Genomic DNA, 17,304 nt, shown 5'->3' on the forward strand with positions numbered 1-17,304 from the left:
TCCAGGTATCAGAGCATGCCCTGACAGAGCCCAGGATTTTCCCGACGATCGGATGCAGGATGACTTTCGTTCTCGGCCGAGAGCAGCTTGTACCAGGCCCCTGTGCGTCGTGCTAACGACGGATGACTTCTAGGCCTCCGTCTGCTCCGCCATCTCCAGAGCATCCTCAACCTCGATTCCGAGATACCTCACCGTGCTCTCAAGCTTGGTGTGCCCGAGCAGGATCTGGACAGCGCGCAGGTTCTTCGTGCGCCGGTAGATGAGCGACGCTTTGGTCCGGCGCATGCTATGCGTTCCATACGCGTGTCGGTCAAGCCCGATGTCGGCAACCCATCTGGAGACGATCCGCGCGTACTGCCTCGTCGAAAGGTGGCCGCACCGAGCCGATCGACCCGGGAACAGATGAGCACCAGACGTGAGCTGAGCTTGGCGCACCCACTCCGCGACAGAGGATCTGGTCAGCTCAGTCAGTTCGAATTGGACGGGCCTGCCGGTCTTCCGCTGCAACACGACTGCACGCTTGGCGATTGCGGTGCCGTGCGATATGTCTCTGAGCCGGAGGCGGACGAGGTCGCAGCCTCGCAGCTTGGAATCAATCGCCAAGTTGAAAAGCGCCAAGTCACGGGCGCTTTCGCTCAGTTGTAGCCGAACACGGATGGACCAGATGTCGCTAAGCCTGAGGGGGGCTTTCTGGCCTACAAGTTTTCCCTTGTTCCACGGCACACGGTGAGATGGCATGGGCTTCTCCTTGGTAGGAGACTCCACAGTGTCAGTCGGTAAGGAGAGTCAACGCGGTTCGGTTTTCGGCCAGAGACGGACATCCCCGAATCATCGTCGGTCGCGTTAAATTGCGACGACGACCGCGTCAGGACGCCCCCCGCGCCGACGTCTGGATCGCTGCTTCCACTGCCGTAAGCGCTGGCGCCAAACGTTATAGAGTGCCGCTTTAGGCTGTCGGCAGGGGCCCCTTGTGAAGCGGCAGCAGTCTGTCTGGACTGGGGAGATTTCGTGACGTCAATAGCAGAGCAGATCGAAAGCGCTAGCGCCGCCATCTGCGGCAACATCGACCTACTGCGCAAACACCGATCGTTGCTGTCGCAGAACGTGCTAGCCCAACTCCGAAACCTCGTGGAGGGCGTCGTAGTCCGTCTGCACCGTGGTCGCGGGGATATCCCATTCCGCTACGATGATGTCAAGCCTGCATTGGCATTCGCCAAGAGCACGGAAAGCTGAATTTCCTCGCTCGCTTTCACCGACTACTGCAGGGGACCAGCTCTCATTACACGCTCGACGGGGATGCCTCCGAGCGCCTTATGCTCAAGTATCGCGAAGGTGTCGGAGGTCCTCTTGTACGCTACGACTTCGCCGAGGTCGCATCCGCTTGCCTCGACAGAGCCGCTGCGGACTGCGTCCGCCATGTCGAACTCATGTTCGATCCGCAAGCTCATACGATGCGCGGGGTTGCAATTGGCACGATCCTTGAGGGACTTGCTAAGGCACGGAGCGCCACTCGCAACGGTCTCTCAACCTCGCTTATTGTCAATTTCATGCACGAGCGGGATGAGGCGGAAGCACTCGACGTGTTGGCGTCGTTAGAACCTTACCGCTCGCAAATCGTAGCGGTTGGAATCGACTCATCTGAGATCGGCTATCCACCTCAGAAGTTCACCCAGCTCTTCGAGACGGCTCGCACGATGGGGTTCAAGCTTGTGGCTCACGCCGGGTTCGAGGGTCCGCCGACGGACATTGAAGAGGCCGGCGATCGCGGTGTTATCTCAGGGCCGCGGCGCGAGCACGTGCTGTTGATTGATGGTGCACTACAACGCTGCTTGGGCGCATCAGTAATTGCTCGATATAGATGTAGGATTAGACCCATATCCAAGGATGGAGCTTTCCACCACTAACAACGATTCAAATCGCTAGCGCGGATTCTGTTAGTTACTACCTGCCATGAGTAGCGGAGCGCTCGGGCGTCATTTAATGCATGGTGGCGCCTATGCGCGATGGCAGTAGGCTGCGCGAACCACGCCTCGGTGAGACCTCGCATACGAGCATCCTTAAGCATCTTAGTCGTAATGAGACCATGTTTCTTTAGCGCGATCCACCGCGCCCCTTTCAACAGATTCATCAGAAGACGCAGATCGTTCGCGTGGTCGGCCAGAACAGCCGGACTGTCAATCTGCATGAGGAAATCTGCAGCGTGCATCGCTAGCTCGTCCAACGAGTGCGCGGCCGATCCTCGCTCTAACAGAGAATAGACTTCCTCTTCGGCAAACTTCTTAGGATTTGAGGGGAGTGGGTCGACCTCGCCGTACCATTCATGCCCTCCGATCTCTGTAACCATGCCGAGGCTAACAAGCTCAGTTGCAGCTTCGTCAGCCCATTCGGTATCAAGGAAGACATAGTTCATGGAGTGCACCTGTTGGTGCCCCTGGTCGGAATCGAACCGACGTAGCGACGCTTATCTGGCGTCTGCTTTCACCGGGGTATAAGTCCGGCGCTTTGACCAACGTAAGCAGCAGGGGCGTGAATCGATTAATTCGATCACGCCGATATTCGAACCCAACCTACATTGATCGTGAATTTCATAGCGTTATGGGACATTGAAGTGGGGGGCGCTGTCAAGTCGACCGCAGTTCACCTCGACCGCGCTGGTCACAAGCAACCACTTCTACTCATTGAGAACCGAACATGCTTCGCAAATGCCGCACAAGGCAACCCTTCTTGAGCACGCCTTGCAGGCTGCGACTAGCCGACCGCCTCACTCATAAGCTTAGAAACCTCAACCTGCAGTGCAGCTGACACCCTGACAATCGTGCTCAAACGACAGTCTTTTCGGCCTTGCTCGATTGCTGCAAATTGCGTGCGGTGCATACCCGCGACTTCCGAGAACTCCTCCTGACTCAAGCCCAGCAGAAGTCGGCGCCTCCTAATAGCGCTTCCTAAAGACTGCTGGATGGTGAGCTTCGACACTGGCGAAGCTTTGAGTAGCGACGCCTATCGGTCTACACTACTTACGGTATCAATCAGACGGCGAGACTCTCGTATGGCAGAACTGTTGCTCTCTTGGCGGCTTCTACCTTCGACTGATGAAGAGGACGGCTGCATGTCCTTTGGCAACCATGCTTTCGTTCTCAGTACGGGCCACGGCACGTCGAGATGGCTTGGCAATTATTTTGAAGACCTACTTGAGAGCCGCGTTGCTGAAATCGCCTGCCGCGACCTGGCTGCACCCAGCAGCGAGCTGCTACATATCGCGTCTTCCATGGCGAAACGACTTCCCATTGAAGTAGAGAAATTTCAGGTTGCAGCTGAGGAATTTGTCGAGAGTCATCGGCGAAATGGTTGAATTCCGACCTCTAGCTATTCCTCTAGCCGCCGCAATAGGCAACAAGCTAGAATGGACATCGCTGGACTTTATATCTATATAAATCAATAGTTTAGGCGGCGTCCACGGTTGCAAGTTACGCTTACACCGCCGGATGGGCAGGCGACACGTCCGGGCGCTGCCGCTGCAGCAGCGACGCCATCACCCGCTACCGCGCGCGCATTTCCGGCCCGCTACTGGACCGTATCGACCTGCACGTCGACGTCCCCCGTCTGCCACCCGCCGCGCTGCGGCCCGACGCCCCCGAAGGCGAGCCGAGCGGGACGATCCGTCAGCGGGTGATCGACGCGCGGCAGCGCCAGTTCGACCGCGCGGGTGTCGTCAATGCCGCGCTCGACCAGGCGGCCACCGCGCGCGACTGCCGCCTCGCACCAGGCGACCAGGCCTTACTGGAGCGGGCGATCGACGCCCTGCATCTCTCGGCCCGCGCGATGCACCGCATCCTGCGCGTTGCCCGGACGATTGCCGATCTCGACACGCAGTCACAGATCGCTTCGACGCACCTCACCGAGGCGCTGGGATATCGGGGCGTAACGGCACTCTCTCAGCCCATAAAGGGCTGATGGCGGTTCAATTTCCGCAGCCACCCAGGCCCATGGCGGCTTCGGAACAATCGAGATTGCGCCGCCCCATATCCTGCTGGGCCGCCTCCCGCTCCATCCGGCGTTGCGCGACGGTCTTGCACACCGTCTGGGTTCGGTTGCTGCCGATCGGCTTCGAGCGCTGGCACACCATCCGCTCATCCTCTGCCTGGGCCACGATCGACTGGATGGAAGCGAGCGCGTTCAGCAGTTCGGACTGTCGACGCTCGTCGAGTTCACTCACCCGATCCACGCCCTGGAGCATGGCGTCTACGCGCTCCTGCTCCGCCAGCAGCAGCGCTTTCCGATCCGCTGCTATTTCCTTGAAAGCGCCCTCTCCAGCGATGACCTCGCTACGGAGTTGCGCTTGCTCGCTACGGATTACCTCGGCCTGCAACTCAGACTGAGCGCTGGCGCCTGAGGCAACAAGCAAGACGCCGAGCGCCAGGGTGAAAACAAAAGGACGAACTTGACCGCGCATCGCTGAAATCCTTTTCTACTCGTGAATTTTCCGGATCACCGACTCGATCGGGATCGATGTCATCGTGCGATGGCACACGCCTTTCACAGGAAACTCGTGACGTTCCCACAATGCATCTCAGCGCTGATCCCGACGCGCGATTTCCGTTTGCGAGGCCTCCCGCTCAGCGCGCATCTGCGCAACGGTCATGCAGGCAGTCTGCAGACGATTGCTTCCGACAGGGCGCTCGCGCCAGCACACCATGCGGCCATCGGGATCGCGATTGATGAGTGCGGAGATCGCCTCGAGCGTATTGAAGACGTCGATCTGGCGGCGCTCGGGCAAGTCCGTCGTGCGATCGACGTCGCGCAGCAGCGCAGTCAATCGCTCCTGGTGCTGCAGGATGGCGTCTCGCGATTTGAGGTCGAGCTGCTGATAAGGACCGGCGCCCGACAGTATTTCGGCGCGGATGGCCGCCTGTTGCACGCGGATCGACTGAGCATCCACGTTCGGATGCGTCGGCTCGGACGCGGATGCAAGTCCGACAATCGATGCCATCCCCAGCAGTACGGAAACCAAGGCAGAACGATTCATCGCGGCCCCCAGTTCGACACGAGAAACTGCACTCTAAGGTCAGATGGCGCGCTGATCCAGTGCCTTCTACGCGCGTACCGGATGCTGGCTCAAGGCTGCCGTGCACGTCAGGCAAGCGACACACGCGCTGATGGATCTATTCAGGTGCGCCTGCAGCTTTATCGAGCGCGCCTATTCGGTTGACGTGGCCCCTCGGGTTGTTGAACCAAGTGCACCAAATGCGAGCAACTGCTCGCCCTTTCCGGACGGGGACCCTGCTGCCCGCGATCTGCTCACCGCAGACGATCTCGCTCGACAGGTTCCGTGCGCGGACTGCTGCCAGCGGGGTTTCACGAGCCGGGGCCGTACACGTCTCGCGAGTCGGCCTCTGGACACGTTGCCGGCACTCCGGGAGGTCGTCCGCTGGATCCCATACCCCGGCCTCGTATGGAGTGGCAGAGGGCGTTGAGTCCTGAGCAGATCGTTCACAGGCCTAGGCCGACACCTCCGAGGAGATTCCATGGATGAGCCGATGCACTGAGCAGACGGGCCCAACTGGGCCGGATGACTGCGACACTGGCGACGAGGCCGAACGCGCGTCGGCCTCGTCGAGTCATCCCTCGATGCCTGGCTCAGGCCGCCCGCGACGTCTGGAACTGCGCTTCCTCGGTCGAGCCTGTCAGTGCCGTGACGCTCGACGCGCCGCCCTGGATCACCGTGGTCACGTCGTCGAAGTAGCCGGCGCCGACCTCCTGCTGGTGCGAGACGAAGGTGTAGCCCTTGTCGCGCGCGGCGAACTCGCGTTCCTGCACCTGCTCGACGTAATGCTTCATCCCTTCGCCGCGGGCGTAATCGTGGGCGAACTGGAAGCTGTTGAACCAGTTGATGTGGATGCCGGCCAGGGTGATGAACTGGAACTTGTAGCCCAGCGCGGCCAGGTCCTCCTGGAAGCTTGCGATCTGGCGGTCGTCGAGATTCTTCTTCCAGTTGAAACTCGGCGAGCAGTTGTAGCTCAGCAGCTTGCCGGGGTGCTTGGCGTGCACGGCCTGGGCGAACTCGCGGGCGAAGCCGATGTCCGGCGTGCCGGTCTCGCACCACACGAGGTCCGCGTACGGCGCATACGCCACGCCGCGGCTGATCGCCTGCTCCAGACCGTTGCGCACTTTGTAGAAGCCTTCCGCGGTGCGCTCGCCGGTGACGAACGGCGCATCGTTGGCGTCGAAGTCGGACGTCAGCAGATTGGCGGCTTCGGCATCGGTGCGCGCGAGCACGATGGCCGGCACGCCGAGCACGTCGGCGGCCAGGCGCGCGGCCACCAGCTTCTGCACGGCCTCCTGCGTCGGCACGAGCACCTTGCCGCCCATGTGGCCGCACTTCTTGACCGCGGCCAGCTGGTCTTCGAAGTGCACGCCCGAAGCGCCCGCCACGAGCATGTTCTTCATCAACTCGTAGGCGTTGAGCACGCCGCCGAAGCCGGCCTCGCCGTCGGCGACGATCGGCAGGAAGAAGTCGATCGCATCAGCCTCGTCGAGCTTGCCGTCGGCGATGGTCTTCCACTGGATCTCATCGGCGCGCTGGAAGGTGTTGTTGATCCGGCGGACCATCGTCGGCACCGAGTCGTAGGCATAGAGCGATTGATCCGGGTACATGGTCTCGGAGCTGTTGCCGTCGGCGGCGACCTGCCAGCCGGACAGGTACACCGCTTCCAGGCCGGCCTTGGCCTGCTGCATCGCCTGGCCCGCGCTGATCGCGCCGAAGGCGTTGACGTAGCCCTTCTTCGCATCGCCGTTGACGAGCGCCCAGAGCTTCTCGGCGCCGCGTTTGGCGAGCGTGTGCTCGGGCTGCACGCTGCCACGCAGGCGCACGACGTCGGCGGCGGAATACGGCCGCTGGATGCCGCTCCAGCGCGGGTTCGTGGTCCAGTCCTGCTGCAGGGCGTCGATCTGTTGCTGGCGGGTGGGCATGGCGGTCTCCTTTGGAGCGGGATTCGGGAATCGGGATTGGGGAATCGGATTTCGCTGCGACGTCGTGCTCGGGAGGGACGGGGACCGGGCTTCGAATCCCCAATCCCCAATCCCGATTCCCGCCGTCAAAGACGGCCGTACGCCGGCAACGTCAGAAAGTCTTCGAGCACGTCGCGCCGGGTCAGTGTTTCGAGCAGCGCGATGGCGTCGGCCACGTGCGCCTGGCCGGGAATGGCCTGGCTGGCGAGTCGTGAGGGCAGCGAGAGCAGCACGCGGTCGAGCAGCGCGTCGTAGATCGCGGTGCCGTCGTCGAGATGCAGCGGCGGGTGGCCGTCGTCGGCGTAGTGGATCCACTGCCACAGCTGCGCGCGTGCGATCTCGGCGGTCGCCGCGTCCTCCATCATGTGGTGGATCGGCACGCAGCCGTTGCCGGCCAGCCACGCGGCGATGTAGCGCACGCAGACCTCGACGTTGGCGGCGAAGCCGGCACGGGTGATCGTGCCCAACGACGGCGCGATCAGGTCGTCGGCGCCGACAAGCACGTCGTCACGGGTCATCGCATGCTGGTGCGGGCCGTGCATGCGCTCGTCGAAGATCTGCTTCGCGATCGGGATCAGCGCCGGATGCGCGACCCAGGTGCCGTCGTGGCCGGCGGTGACCTCGCGCAGCTTGTCGGCGCGCACGCGCGCCATCGCGGCCTCGTTGGCGGCGGCGTCGCCGGGGATCGGGATCTGCGCCGCCATGCCGCCCATCGCGTGTGCGCCGCGGCGGTGGCAGGTCTGGATCAGCAGCTCCGAATAGGCCTTGAGGAACGGCTGGGTCATCGTCACCTGGCCGCGTTCGGGCAGCACCCGGTCGCGGTGCCGGCGGAAGGTCTTGATGTAGGAAAAGATGTAGTCCCAGCGGCCGCAGTTGAGGCCCACGATGCGCCGGCGCAGCGCATGCAGGATCTCGTCCATCTCGAACACCGCCGGCAGCGTCTCGATCAGCACGGTCACCTTGATCTGGCCCGCCGGCAGGCCGAGGCTGCGCTCGATGTGCGACAGGGCGTCCTCCCACAGCTGCGCCTCTTCCATCGACTCCAGCTTGGGCAGGTAGAAGTACGGCCCGCGGTCCTTCGCCGCCAGCGCGTGGGCGTTGTGGAACGCGAACAGGCCCGCGTCGAACAGCGCGCCCGACATCGGCGCGCCGTCGATGCGCACGTGCTTCTCGTCGAGGTGCCAGCCACGCGGGCGGACGATCAGCACTGCACGCTGGTCCTCGGGCTTGAGCGCATAGCGCTTGCCGGCCGGCGCGGTGAATTCGAGCGTGCCCTTGATCGCGTCGCGCAGCGCGCGCTGGCCGGCCAGCAGGTTCTCCCAGGTCGGCGAGGTGGAATCCTCGAAGTCGGCCATGTAGCAGTTCGCGCCCGAGTTCAGCGCGTTGATGACCATCTTCGGATCGACCGGCCCGGTGATCTCGACCCGGCGGTCGCGCAGCGCCGCCGGCAGCGGTGCCACGCGCCAGGCCGATTCGCGGATCGAGCGGGTGTCGGCGCGGAAGTCAGGCACGTCGCCGGCATCGAAGCCGCGCTGGCGGTGCTGGCGTGCCGCCAGGCGGGCCTGACGCTCGCCCTCGAACGCCGTGTGGAGGTCGGCCAGAAAGGCCTGGGCCTCGGGACCGAGCAGATCGGTCGGCACGTCCGTCGGCAGGGCGATCTGCGCGTCGGGGCGCGGGGCGGGTTGCTTGATCACGGCATTCACGGAGGTGGCCTCGTGCTGTCACGGCGTTATTGCGTTGCAACAGACCGTCTACTCCGAGGGACTATTTGACAACCTATTTTTGTCAATCCGATATATAAGAAAAACTCATACGGAGGGTCAGATGGCCGGCAAGCCCCTGTCTGCATTGCGGTTTCCCTACAAGTCGGACCGACTCAAACCGTTGCGCGCGTTCTGCCAGACCGCTCGTCTGGGTTCCGTCTCACGGGCCGCCGAGGCGCTGTACGTCAGCCAGCCGGCGATCTCGCTGCAGCTCCAGGCGCTGGAACGCGAACTGGGCGTTGTCCTGCTCGAGCGCAGCGGCCGCCGCCTGGTGCCCACCCGCGAAGGCCAGGTGCTCTACGAGCTGGCAGTGCCGCTGGTCGAGGCGCTGGACGGCCTGCCGGCCGCGTTCCGCCGCGAGGTCGGGGGACTGGACGCCGGCGAACTCACCATCGCCGCCAACAGCTCGACGATCCTGTACCTGCTGCCGAAGATCGTGGACCTGTTCCGGCGCCAGCATCCGGACGTGCGCCTGACGCTGCAGGACGCGATCACCGCCGACGGCACCGGCCTGCTGCGCGCCGATGCGGTGGACCTCGTCGTCGGCTCGATGGTCGACGTACCGGCCGACCTGGATTACGCGCCGGTGTACCGCTTCGAGCCCATCCTGCTGACCCCGCCCGACCATGCGCTGGCGCGCGCGAAACGCCTGACGCTCGAAGAGATCGCACGCTACGGCCTGATCCTGCCGCCCAAGCGGCAGGTGACCTATCGCCTCGTCGACCAGGTCTTCCAGCAGGCCCGCGTGCCCTACACGGTGGCGCTGGAGGTCGGTGGCTGGGAGGTCATCAAGCAGTACGTCGCGATGGGCATGGGCATCTCGATCGTCAGTGCGATCTGCCTCGACGCCGACGACGGCGCGCGCTTGGCGACGCGGTCAGTGGCGGAGTGGTTTCCGTCGCGCAGTTACGGCGTCGTGGTGCGCAAGGGCAAGGTGCTGTCGCCGCAGGCGCGGGCGTTCGTGGAGTTGATCCGGCCGGATCTGTTCACGCGGCGGGATTACCAGGACAGCGGGCATTCGGAGCGGTAGCTGTTGCGGTTGCGGTTGCGGTTGCCCTTGCTGTTGCTCCTTGCTGTTGCTCCTTGCTGTTGCCGTTGCCGTTGCCGTTGCCGGGACAATGATTCGCCCGCATCCGCACCAGACCCGGAGGGCGGCGGGCATGGATGCCCGCCGTTTTCCGACCGAGGCAGGATGCCGAGTCGGAAAATCCCGGAACGATTGAAAGACCGGATCTGCTTCGTCGGGGAGGCCCTTTCTTTTGCTTACTTTTCTTTGGGCCAGCAAAGAAAAGTGAGCCGCTCGCCGGCAGGCGAGTGGAAGCTCTGTACTTGCTTCCAGCAGTTGACGCCAAGGCAACATCAAACGCTTTCGCCCGCTACGCGGCCGAGTTCATTTCTTTTGGTAGACGCCCACGCACGCAGTGCGAACGGCGCAGCCGGCCCCGAAGGGGCGAGCATCGAAGATGCGAGTCAAAGAAACGGAACCAAAGAAAAACGTCTGCCCGACGAACCTCACCCGGCGAGTCATCCGTTCCGGGATTTCTCGACTCGCCATCCTGGCTCGGTCGAAAAACGCCACCCATCCATGGGCGGCGCCCTACGGGTCGGGCTACGGATGCGATTCGTCACGAACATGGAAAGCAGATGGCGAAAAGCGATACCCGGCTTCGAAGACCGCGCACCGCATCGATCGCGCCATGCAGTACCCGCCACTAGCGCCTCGCGTGCACGACCTCGTCGTCCTCCGGAATCGCTGCCGGCACCGCACTGCGCCGCGACGCCTTCTCCAACTGCGCCAGCGCCACCACGCCCGCGGCCTTCGCTTCCATCGCCTGCTTCTGCACCATGCACAGCGTCTGCATGTGGTCGGCATCGAAGTTCAGCCGCTCGATCAGGAAGTCGACGAACGCGCGCACTTTCGGCGACACCAGCCGGCCGCCGGCGAACACGGCGTTGAAGTCGACCTCCGGCCCGTTCCAGCCGGCGAGCACGCGCTGGACCATGCCGGCCTCGACGAACGCCTTGGCCATCACGTCGCCGGTCAGCAGCAGGCCTTCGCCCTTGATCAGCGCCCAGTTGAGCGCCGCCGGGTCGTTGGCCACCAGCTGTGGATTGACCGGGAATTCGCGCAGCGCCTCGCCGTCGGTCAGTGACCAGACGTAGCGGTTCTGCGGGTTGCGGCTCTTGCGCATCACCAGGGTGCGGTGATGCTGCAGGTCGTCGGGGTGCAAGGGCTCGCCGTGCTTTTCGATGTAAGCCGCGCTGGCGAACACCTGCGTGCGCAGGCTGCCGAGTTTGCGCGCGACGAAGTTGGAGTCGGGCAGCGTGCCGACGCGCAGGGCGAGATCCGCTTCACCGGCGATCAGGTCCAACTTCTCGTTGCCCATGTGCATGTCGAGCAGGATTTCAGGGTACTGCGCCTGGAAATCGCCCAGCAGCGGCGCGATCCAGGTGATGCCGATCGAATACGGCACGGTGAACCGCAGCCAGCCGCGCGGCCCGCCCTGCAACTGGCCGACGGCGCTCTCGGCTTCCTCGAGTTCGCGTGCGATGCGTTGGCAGTGCTCGTGATAGACGCTGCCGGCTTCGGTGAGCCCGAGGCGACGCGTGGTTCGATGCAGCAGGCGTGCACCGAGACGCTGTTCGAGCTCCTGGACCTTGCGGCTCACCGTGGTCTTGGGCAGGCCGAGCGCGTTGGCGGCGGCGATGAAACTGCCCTGCTCGACCACCTTGACGAAGATCAGGGTGTCGTTGAGATCGTGCGCCATCGGAGCCTCCTCGAGACGTCCGGCCCGATTGGACCGGAGAAGGGACAATTATTCCCTTCAAAGCGGACTAATCAAGTCCCGATTTGACGCCTATCGTCTGCGGCCTGTCTTCATGGAGGTCGTGCATGGCCATCCCCCGCTACCGTCTCGCCGTGCCGCCGCCCGTGAACACACCGCGGGTGTCCAGCCGCCGCTCGTCTCTGGAAATCCCGCCGAATCAAACGTCTATCGCACGTTCGAGCGTCCGGCGGCAGGCCGGTGGTACGCCCCTGAATTGGGGCCGGATGTGGCAGTGGCTGGGCATGCGGCGCGAGGCAGTGACCGATACGCAAACGGTCGAAGCCGCGTTTTCGGGAGACAAAATCCCGTGAACGGGACAATACAACCGACGTTGATCGTGCTCGGCGCGACCGGAACCATCGGTGCGCACGTCGTGGCGCGGGCCGTGGCGCAGGGTCGGCGCGTAGTAGCGGTGGCCCGGGATGCCGACGCGCTGGCCACGCTGCGCGCCGAACACGGCTCGCGGGTGACCCCGCTGGTGGCGGACATCACGACCGACGCCGATGCCGCGGCGCTGGCCGCTTCGGTACAGCGCCTGCCCGGTCCACCGGCGGGCGCGGTGATCGCCGCAATCCGGGGCCGCAGCGAGACCGGGCGCGTGCTCGATGCGCCGGCCGACTTCCTCCGCCGGCGACTGGACGAGGACCTGATTCCCCACCTTGTCGCCGCACGCCATCTGCTGCCGCTGCTGGCCGCGCAACCACGTGCGGGCTACGTGCTCGTCGGCGGCCCGGGCGCGGCGCAACCGTGGGCCGGCTACGGCCACCACTCGATCGGCGCCGCGGCCCTGCGCATGCTCGCCCGGGTGCTGCACGAGGAGGCCCGCACGCTGCCGGTCCGCGTGCAGATGCTGGCGATCGATTCGCCGGTGCGCACGGCCGCCAATGCGGGCCACGCCTGCACCCAGTGGCCGGATGCCGATGCCATCGCCCGCCATGCGCTGCGCCTGGTCGACGGTGCGGTGCCAGGTGACGCGGCGCTGCTGCGGTTCCCGCTGGGCGCGGCCGCGCGCCCGCCCGGACTGTCCGACGACCTCGACGTCGGCGTCACTCCCTGCGCCGACGCGCAGCCCCATCACGACGACGCGCGCGCGCTGTTGCGCCGGATCGCCGCCCGCCACCCCTCCCCCCAGGAATTCCGCTCATGATCCGCTCCCATCTCACACCGCGCGCGTGGCGCGCTCTTGCTGCGACCGGACTGGCCGTCGCCGTCGCGCTGGTCGTCGCCGGCTGCGACACCCAGGCCCAGGACCAGACCCAGCCGCCGCCGCCGGATGTCGGCGTCGCCGCCGTGCTCTCCGAGCAGGTCCAGGACTGGAACGACGCCACCGGCCGCATCGCCGCGGTCGAAAGCGTCGAGCTGCGACCGCGCGTCAGCGGGTACGTGCAGCGCGTGGCGTATGCAGAAGGCGATGAAGTGAAGCAGGGCGACCTGCTGTTCGTCATCGACCCGCGTCCGTATCGCGCCGCGCTGCAGCGCGCGGAAGCCGAGCTGGCCCGCGCCCGCGCCGATGCCCAGCTGGCGACCACGCGTCACACACGTGCCCAGCAACTGATCGATGCCAGCGCGATTTCGCGTGACGATTTCGAAGCCCGCAGCGCCGGTCGCGCCGAAGCCGAAGCCGCGGTCCGCGGTGCCCAGGCGGCGGTGGAGACCGCGCGACTGGATCTGGCGTTCACCGAAGTCCGCGCACCGGTCGCCGGGCGCGCCGGCCGTGCAATGTTGACCACCGGCAATCTCGCCCAGGCCGATGCGTCGATGCTGACCACCGTGGTCTCGCAGGATCCGGTGCACGTCTACTTCGAGACCGACGAGCGCACCTATCTGCGGCACCAGGCGATGTCGCGCGAAGGGACACGCAGCAACGCCGACAACGCGGTGCGCGTGGGCCTGGCCGACGAGACCGGCTATCCGCATGCCGGCACCGTCGACTTCCTCGACAACCAGATCGATCCGGCCACCGGCACCGTGCGTGCCCGCGCCGTGCTGCCGAATCCCGACCGTCGTTTCACCCCCGGCATGTTCGCCCGCGTGCAGCTGGAAGGCGCGGCCGCGCGGCCGGCGATCCTGATCGACGACAAGGCCGTGATCACCGACCAGGACCGCAAGTTCGTCTACGTCGTCGGCGAGGACAACACCGCTCAGCGCCGCGACATCGTGCCGGGTCGCATCGTCGAAGGCCTGCGTGTCGTCGAGTCGGGCCTCGCTGCCGGTGATCGCGTGATCGTCAACGGTGTGCAGAAGGTCTTCATGCCGGGCATGCCGGTCGCGCCGAAGGCGGTCGCGATGCGTGGTGGTGCCCCGATCGAGGCGGTCGCGAAGCGCTGAGCTTCACCGCGCCTCGTAAACACCCATCGTCATTCCCGCGGCTTTCAACAGACGCATGTCTGGTCAAGCGGGAATCCAAGGACTTTGATTCCGACAAGTCCTACGTCCATGGATCCCCGCCTGCGCGGGGATGACGGCATCGTTTCTCCCGCTTTCGCTGCGGCCCCCGCGCCGCCCACAAGGATTTCCCCGTGGACTTCTCCCGCTTCTTCATCGACCGGCCGATCTTCGCTGCAGTGCTGTCGATCCTGATCTTCGCCGGTGGCCTGATCGCCATCCCGCTGCTGCCGATCGGCGAATACCCGGAGGTCGTACCGCCGTCGGTGGTCGTACGCACCGTGTATCCCGGTGCCAATCCGAAAGTGATCGCCGAAACCGTGGCGACGCCGCTCGAGGAGGCCATCAACGGCGTCGAGGACATGATGTACATCAAGTCCGTCGCCGGCTCCGACGGCGTGCTGCAGCTCACCGTGACCTTCAAGCCCGGCACCGATGCCGACGAGGCGGCGGTGCGCGTGCAGAACCGCGTCGCCCAGGCGCAGGCGCGCTTGCCCGAGGATGTGCGACGGCAGGGCGTGACGACGCAGAAGCAGTCGCCGGTGTTCCTGATGGTCGTGCATCTGACGTCGAGCGACGGCCGCTACGACTCGCTGTACCTGCGCAACTACATGCGTCTGCACGTCAAGGACGAGCTGGCCAAGATCACCGGCGTCGGCGACGCGCAGCTGTTCGGCGGCGGCGATTACGCGATGCGGCTGTGGCTCGATCCCGACAAGATCGCCGCGCGCGGCATGACCGCGAGCGACGTGGTGCGCGCGGTACGCGAGCAGAACGTGCAGGTCTCCGCCGGCCAGCTCGGCGCCGAACCGATGCCCAACGGCAGTGACTTCCTGTTGCCGATCAACGCCAAGGGCCGACTCGAAAGCGTCGAGGAATTCGGCGACATCGTGCTGAAGTCGGGCGCCGACGGTGAGCTCGTGCGCCTGGCCGATGTCGCGCGCATCGAACTCGCCGCCGGCGACTACACGCTGCGTGCGCGCCTCGACGGCAAGAACGCGGCCGCGATCGGCATCTTCCAGGCGCCGGGTGCGAACGCGCTCGACATCCGCGACGGCGTCGTCGCGAAGATGGACGAGCTGCGCCCGCAGCTGCCGCCGGGCGTCGAGATCCAGTCGATCTACGACACCACGATCTTCGTCCGCGACTCGATCAAGTCGGTCGTCGTCACCCTGCTCGAAGCGACGCTGCTGGTGGTGCTGGTGGTGATCCTGTTCCTGCAGACCTGGCGCGCGTCGATCATCCCGTTGATCGCGGTCCCGGTGTCCATCGTCGGCACGTTCGCGGTGCTGTACCTGCTGGGCTACTCGATCAATACGCTGACCCTGTTCGGTCTCGTTCTTGCGATCGGCATCGTGGTCGACGACGCGATCGTCGTGGTCGAGAACGTCGAGCGCCACATCGAACTCGGCGCGGCGCCGCTCGAGGCCGCACATCGCGCCATGCGCGAGGTGTCGGGGCCGATCATCGCGATCACCCTGGTGCTGTGCGCGGTGTTCGTGCCGATGGCGTTCCTGACCGGCGTGACCGGCCAGTTCTACAAGCAGTTCGCGGTCACCATCGCGATCGCCACGGCGATCTCCGGCCTCAACTCGCTGACCCTGTCGCCGGCGCTCGCGGCGATCCTGCTGCGCTCGCACGACGCGCCGAAGGACCGCGCCTCGCGGTTGATCGACCGGGCCTTCGGCTGGGCGTTCCGGCCGTTCAACCGCTTCTTCAACCGCAGCTCGCAGCGTTATGAAGGTGGGGTGTCGCGCGTGCTCGGTCGCCGCGGCGCGGTGTTCCTGGTCTACGCGGTGCTGCTGGTCGGCGCGGGCGTGATGTTCAAGGTGGTGCCGGCCGGCTTCATTCCGGTGCAGGACAAGCTGTACGTGATCGCCGGCGTGAAGATGCCGGAGGGCGCGTCGATCGAGCGCACCGACGCGGTGCTGAAGCAGATGGCGGCGCTCGCCAGTGAAGTGGACGGCGTCGCCAGCGAGATCGCGTTCCCCGGCCTCAACCCGCTGCAGTTCACCAATACGCCCAACAACGGCGTGATCTTCTTCACCCTCGATCCCTTCAGCGCGCGCGCGCGCAGCGCCGAGGAGATCACCGCCGAGCTCAACCAGAAGTTCTCGACGATCCAGGAAGGCTTCACCTTCGCCTTCATGCCGCCGCCGATCCAGGGCCTCGGCAACGGGTCGGGCTGGTCGCTGTTCGTCGAGGACCGGACGCGTCTGGGCTACGGCGAGCTGCAGGCCGCGGTGCAGGCATTCCAGGGCGCGGCGATGCAGACGCCGGGCCTCGGCTACCCGATCAGCAGCTACCAGGCCAACGTGCCGCAACTCGATGCCGACGTCGACCGCGAGAAGGCCAAGGCGCAGGGCGTGCCGCTGACCGAACTGTTCGACACGCTGCAGACCTACCTCGGTTCGGCCTACGTCAACGACTTCAACATGTTCGGCCGCACCTGGCAGGTCATCGCCCAGGCCGACGGCCAGTTCCGTGACGAGGTGTCCGACATCGCCAACCTGCGCACGCGCAATGCGGCGGGCGAGATGGTGCCGGTGGGTTCGATGGTGAACGTGCGCCAGACCTACGGGCCCGACCCGGTGATCCGCTTCAACGGCTATCCCGCTGCCGACCTGCTGGGCGATGCCGACCCGCGCGTGCTGTCGTCGGGTGAAGCCATGGCCAAGGTCACCGAGCTCGCCGGTCAGGTGCTGCCGGCCGGCATGGGCATCGGCTGGAGCGACCTGAGCTACCAGCAGTCGAACCAGAGCGGCGCGGCCATGGTGGTGTTCCCGCTCGCGGTGCTGCTGGCGTTCCTCGTGCTCGCGGCGTTGTACGAGAGCTGGTCGCTGCCGCTGGCGGTGATCCTGATCGTGCCGATGACGCTGCTGTCCGCCCTGTTCGGCGTGTGGCTGGCGGGCGGCGACAACAACGTGTTCGTGCAGGTGGGCCTGGTCGTGCTGATGGGGCTGGCGTGCAAGAACGCGATCCTGATCGTCGAGTTCGCCCGCGAACTGGAACTGCAGGGCAAGGGCATCGTCGAATCCGCGCTGGAAGCCAGCCGCCTGCGTCTGCGGCCGATCGTCATGACCTCGGTCGCCTTCATCGCCGGCACCGTGCCGCTGGTGCTGTCGACGGGTGCGGGTGCGGAAGTCCGCTCGATCACCGGCGTCACTGTGTTCGCCGGCATGTTGGGGGTGACCGTCTTCGGCCTGTTCCTGACGCCGGTGTTCTACGTCGCACTGCGCAAGCTCGCGAACACGCCGCTGGTCTCGCACAAGCCGGTGCCGCCCGCGCACGACGTTGCAGACAAGGGTCTGCACGCATGACCG

The 17,304-nt window shown here is 65.2% G+C and carries 14 protein-coding genes, 1 tRNA gene and 2 pseudogenes; 8 read left to right on the forward strand and 9 right to left on the reverse strand.

What is annotated here, in order from left to right; genetic code table 11:
- Nucleotides 1–129: 129 nt before the first annotated feature.
- Complete coding sequence (locus ACF3M1_RS16825; RefSeq protein WP_394002610.1) at nucleotides 130–738, reverse strand: tyrosine-type recombinase/integrase; 609 nt, start codon at nucleotides 736–738, stop codon at nucleotides 130–132.
- A gap of 575 nt (nucleotides 739–1,313) precedes the next feature.
- Here ACF3M1_RS16825 and ACF3M1_RS16830 point away from each other — a divergent pair.
- Nucleotides 1,314–1,904, forward strand: coding sequence for a hypothetical protein (locus ACF3M1_RS16830; RefSeq protein WP_394002612.1), 591 nt, complete (start codon nucleotides 1,314–1,316; stop codon nucleotides 1,902–1,904).
- Here the strand turns inward: ACF3M1_RS16830 and ACF3M1_RS16835 are convergent.
- From ACF3M1_RS16835 to ACF3M1_RS16845, 3 genes are all read right to left on the reverse strand, one after another.
- The gene (locus tag ACF3M1_RS16835) at nucleotides 1,901–2,410 is read right to left on the reverse strand and encodes a hypothetical protein (RefSeq protein WP_394002614.1); all 510 of its coding nucleotides are present in this window, start codon (nucleotides 2,408–2,410) and stop codon (nucleotides 1,901–1,903) included. The two genes, ACF3M1_RS16830 and ACF3M1_RS16835, sit on opposite strands and share 4 nt — an antisense overlap.
- A gap of 13 nt (nucleotides 2,411–2,423) precedes the next feature.
- Nucleotides 2,424–2,526, reverse strand: a tRNA-Ile gene (locus ACF3M1_RS16840).
- Between the two features lie 222 nt (nucleotides 2,527–2,748).
- Nucleotides 2,749–2,973, reverse strand: a complete 225-nt coding sequence (locus ACF3M1_RS16845) for a helix-turn-helix domain-containing protein (protein ID WP_394002616.1) — start codon at nucleotides 2,971–2,973, stop codon at nucleotides 2,749–2,751.
- A 73-nt stretch (nucleotides 2,974–3,046) separates the two neighbouring features.
- On the opposite strand from ACF3M1_RS16845, the gene ACF3M1_RS16850 reads away from it, so the two are divergent.
- Complete coding sequence (locus tag ACF3M1_RS16850; RefSeq protein WP_394002618.1) at nucleotides 3,047–3,349, forward strand: hypothetical protein; 303 nt, start codon at nucleotides 3,047–3,049, stop codon at nucleotides 3,347–3,349.
- 131 nt (nucleotides 3,350–3,480) lie between these two features.
- Nucleotides 3,481–3,951 (forward strand): annotated as a pseudogene (locus tag ACF3M1_RS16855) (ATP-binding protein); the annotation flags it as partial.
- Between the two features lie 7 nt (nucleotides 3,952–3,958).
- Here the strand turns inward: ACF3M1_RS16855 and ACF3M1_RS16860 are convergent.
- The 4 genes from ACF3M1_RS16860 to aceB all read right to left on the reverse strand — a co-directional run bounded on the left by ACF3M1_RS16860 (nucleotide 3,959) and on the right by aceB (nucleotide 8,708).
- Nucleotides 3,959–4,450, reverse strand: a complete 492-nt coding sequence (locus tag ACF3M1_RS16860) for a hypothetical protein (RefSeq protein ID WP_394002620.1) — start codon at nucleotides 4,448–4,450, stop codon at nucleotides 3,959–3,961.
- Between the two features lie 117 nt (nucleotides 4,451–4,567).
- The gene (locus ACF3M1_RS16865; protein WP_394002622.1) at nucleotides 4,568–5,023 is read right to left on the reverse strand and encodes a hypothetical protein; all 456 of its coding nucleotides are present in this window, start codon (nucleotides 5,021–5,023) and stop codon (nucleotides 4,568–4,570) included.
- Between the two features lie 611 nt (nucleotides 5,024–5,634).
- Nucleotides 5,635–6,966 carry an isocitrate lyase gene (aceA, locus tag ACF3M1_RS16870; RefSeq protein WP_394002624.1) on the reverse strand — a complete coding sequence of 444 codons (1,332 nt, stop codon included), beginning with the start codon at nucleotides 6,964–6,966 and terminating at the stop codon, nucleotides 5,635–5,637.
- 125 nt (nucleotides 6,967–7,091) lie between these two features.
- On the reverse strand, nucleotides 7,092–8,708 hold the full coding sequence (gene aceB, locus ACF3M1_RS16875; RefSeq protein WP_394002626.1) for a malate synthase A: 1,617 nt from the start codon (nucleotides 8,706–8,708) through the stop codon (nucleotides 7,092–7,094).
- A gap of 121 nt (nucleotides 8,709–8,829) precedes the next feature.
- Between aceB and ACF3M1_RS16880 the strand changes: the two genes are divergently transcribed.
- Nucleotides 8,830–9,798, forward strand: a complete 969-nt coding sequence (locus tag ACF3M1_RS16880) for a LysR family transcriptional regulator (RefSeq protein WP_394002628.1) — start codon at nucleotides 8,830–8,832, stop codon at nucleotides 9,796–9,798.
- Nucleotides 9,799–10,623: 825 nt separating this feature from the next.
- Here the strand turns inward: ACF3M1_RS16880 and ACF3M1_RS16885 are convergent.
- Nucleotides 10,624–11,536: pseudogene (locus ACF3M1_RS16885) on the reverse strand (LysR substrate-binding domain-containing protein); the annotation flags it as partial.
- A gap of 125 nt (nucleotides 11,537–11,661) precedes the next feature.
- On the opposite strand from ACF3M1_RS16885, the gene ACF3M1_RS16890 reads away from it, so the two are divergent.
- The 4 genes from ACF3M1_RS16890 (at nucleotide 11,662) to ACF3M1_RS16905 (ending at nucleotide 17,301) form a co-directional block, all read left to right on the forward strand.
- Nucleotides 11,662–11,907 (forward strand): hypothetical protein, encoded by a 246-nt coding sequence (locus ACF3M1_RS16890; protein ID WP_394002629.1) that lies wholly within the window; start codon nucleotides 11,662–11,664, stop codon nucleotides 11,905–11,907.
- Nucleotides 11,904–12,743 carry an SDR family NAD(P)-dependent oxidoreductase gene (locus tag ACF3M1_RS16895; RefSeq protein ID WP_394002631.1) on the forward strand — a complete coding sequence of 280 codons (840 nt, stop codon included), beginning with the start codon at nucleotides 11,904–11,906 and terminating at the stop codon, nucleotides 12,741–12,743. The genes ACF3M1_RS16890 and ACF3M1_RS16895 overlap by 4 nt, the downstream gene beginning before the upstream one ends.
- Complete coding sequence (locus tag ACF3M1_RS16900) at nucleotides 12,740–13,924, forward strand: efflux RND transporter periplasmic adaptor subunit (protein ID WP_394002632.1); 1,185 nt, start codon at nucleotides 12,740–12,742, stop codon at nucleotides 13,922–13,924. Before ACF3M1_RS16895 ends, ACF3M1_RS16900 begins: the two co-directional genes overlap by 4 nt.
- A 191-nt stretch (nucleotides 13,925–14,115) precedes the next feature.
- Nucleotides 14,116–17,301: an efflux RND transporter permease subunit gene (locus ACF3M1_RS16905; RefSeq protein ID WP_394002635.1), complete on the forward strand. Its 3,186-nt coding sequence runs from the start codon at nucleotides 14,116–14,118 to the stop codon at nucleotides 17,299–17,301.
- The last annotated feature ends 3 nt before the right edge of the window (nucleotides 17,302–17,304 follow it).

This window comes from Luteimonas sp. WGS1318, from assembly GCF_043187535.1.
Classification (GTDB): domain Bacteria; phylum Pseudomonadota; class Gammaproteobacteria; order Xanthomonadales; family Xanthomonadaceae; genus Luteimonas.

Coding starts and splice junctions, on each gene's coding strand:
- ACF3M1_RS16825 (WP_394002610.1), bottom strand. CDS start 738: ATGCCATCTCACCGTGTGCCGTGGAACAAGGGAAAACTTGTAGGCCAG.
- ACF3M1_RS16830 (WP_394002612.1), top strand. CDS start 1,314: ATGCTCAAGTATCGCGAAGGTGTCGGAGGTCCTCTTGTACGCTACGAC.
- ACF3M1_RS16835 (WP_394002614.1), bottom strand. CDS start 2,410: ATGAACTATGTCTTCCTTGATACCGAATGGGCTGACGAAGCTGCAACT.
- ACF3M1_RS16850 (WP_394002618.1), top strand. CDS start 3,047: ATGGCAGAACTGTTGCTCTCTTGGCGGCTTCTACCTTCGACTGATGAA.
- ACF3M1_RS16860 (WP_394002620.1), bottom strand. CDS start 4,450: ATGCGCGGTCAAGTTCGTCCTTTTGTTTTCACCCTGGCGCTCGGCGTC.
- ACF3M1_RS16865 (WP_394002622.1), bottom strand. CDS start 5,023: ATGAATCGTTCTGCCTTGGTTTCCGTACTGCTGGGGATGGCATCGATT.
- aceA (WP_394002624.1), bottom strand. CDS start 6,966: ATGCCCACCCGCCAGCAACAGATCGACGCCCTGCAGCAGGACTGGACC.
- ACF3M1_RS16880 (WP_394002628.1), top strand. CDS start 8,830: ATGGCCGGCAAGCCCCTGTCTGCATTGCGGTTTCCCTACAAGTCGGAC.
- ACF3M1_RS16890 (WP_394002629.1), top strand. CDS start 11,662: ATGGCCATCCCCCGCTACCGTCTCGCCGTGCCGCCGCCCGTGAACACA.
- ACF3M1_RS16900 (WP_394002632.1), top strand. CDS start 12,740: ATGATCCGCTCCCATCTCACACCGCGCGCGTGGCGCGCTCTTGCTGCG.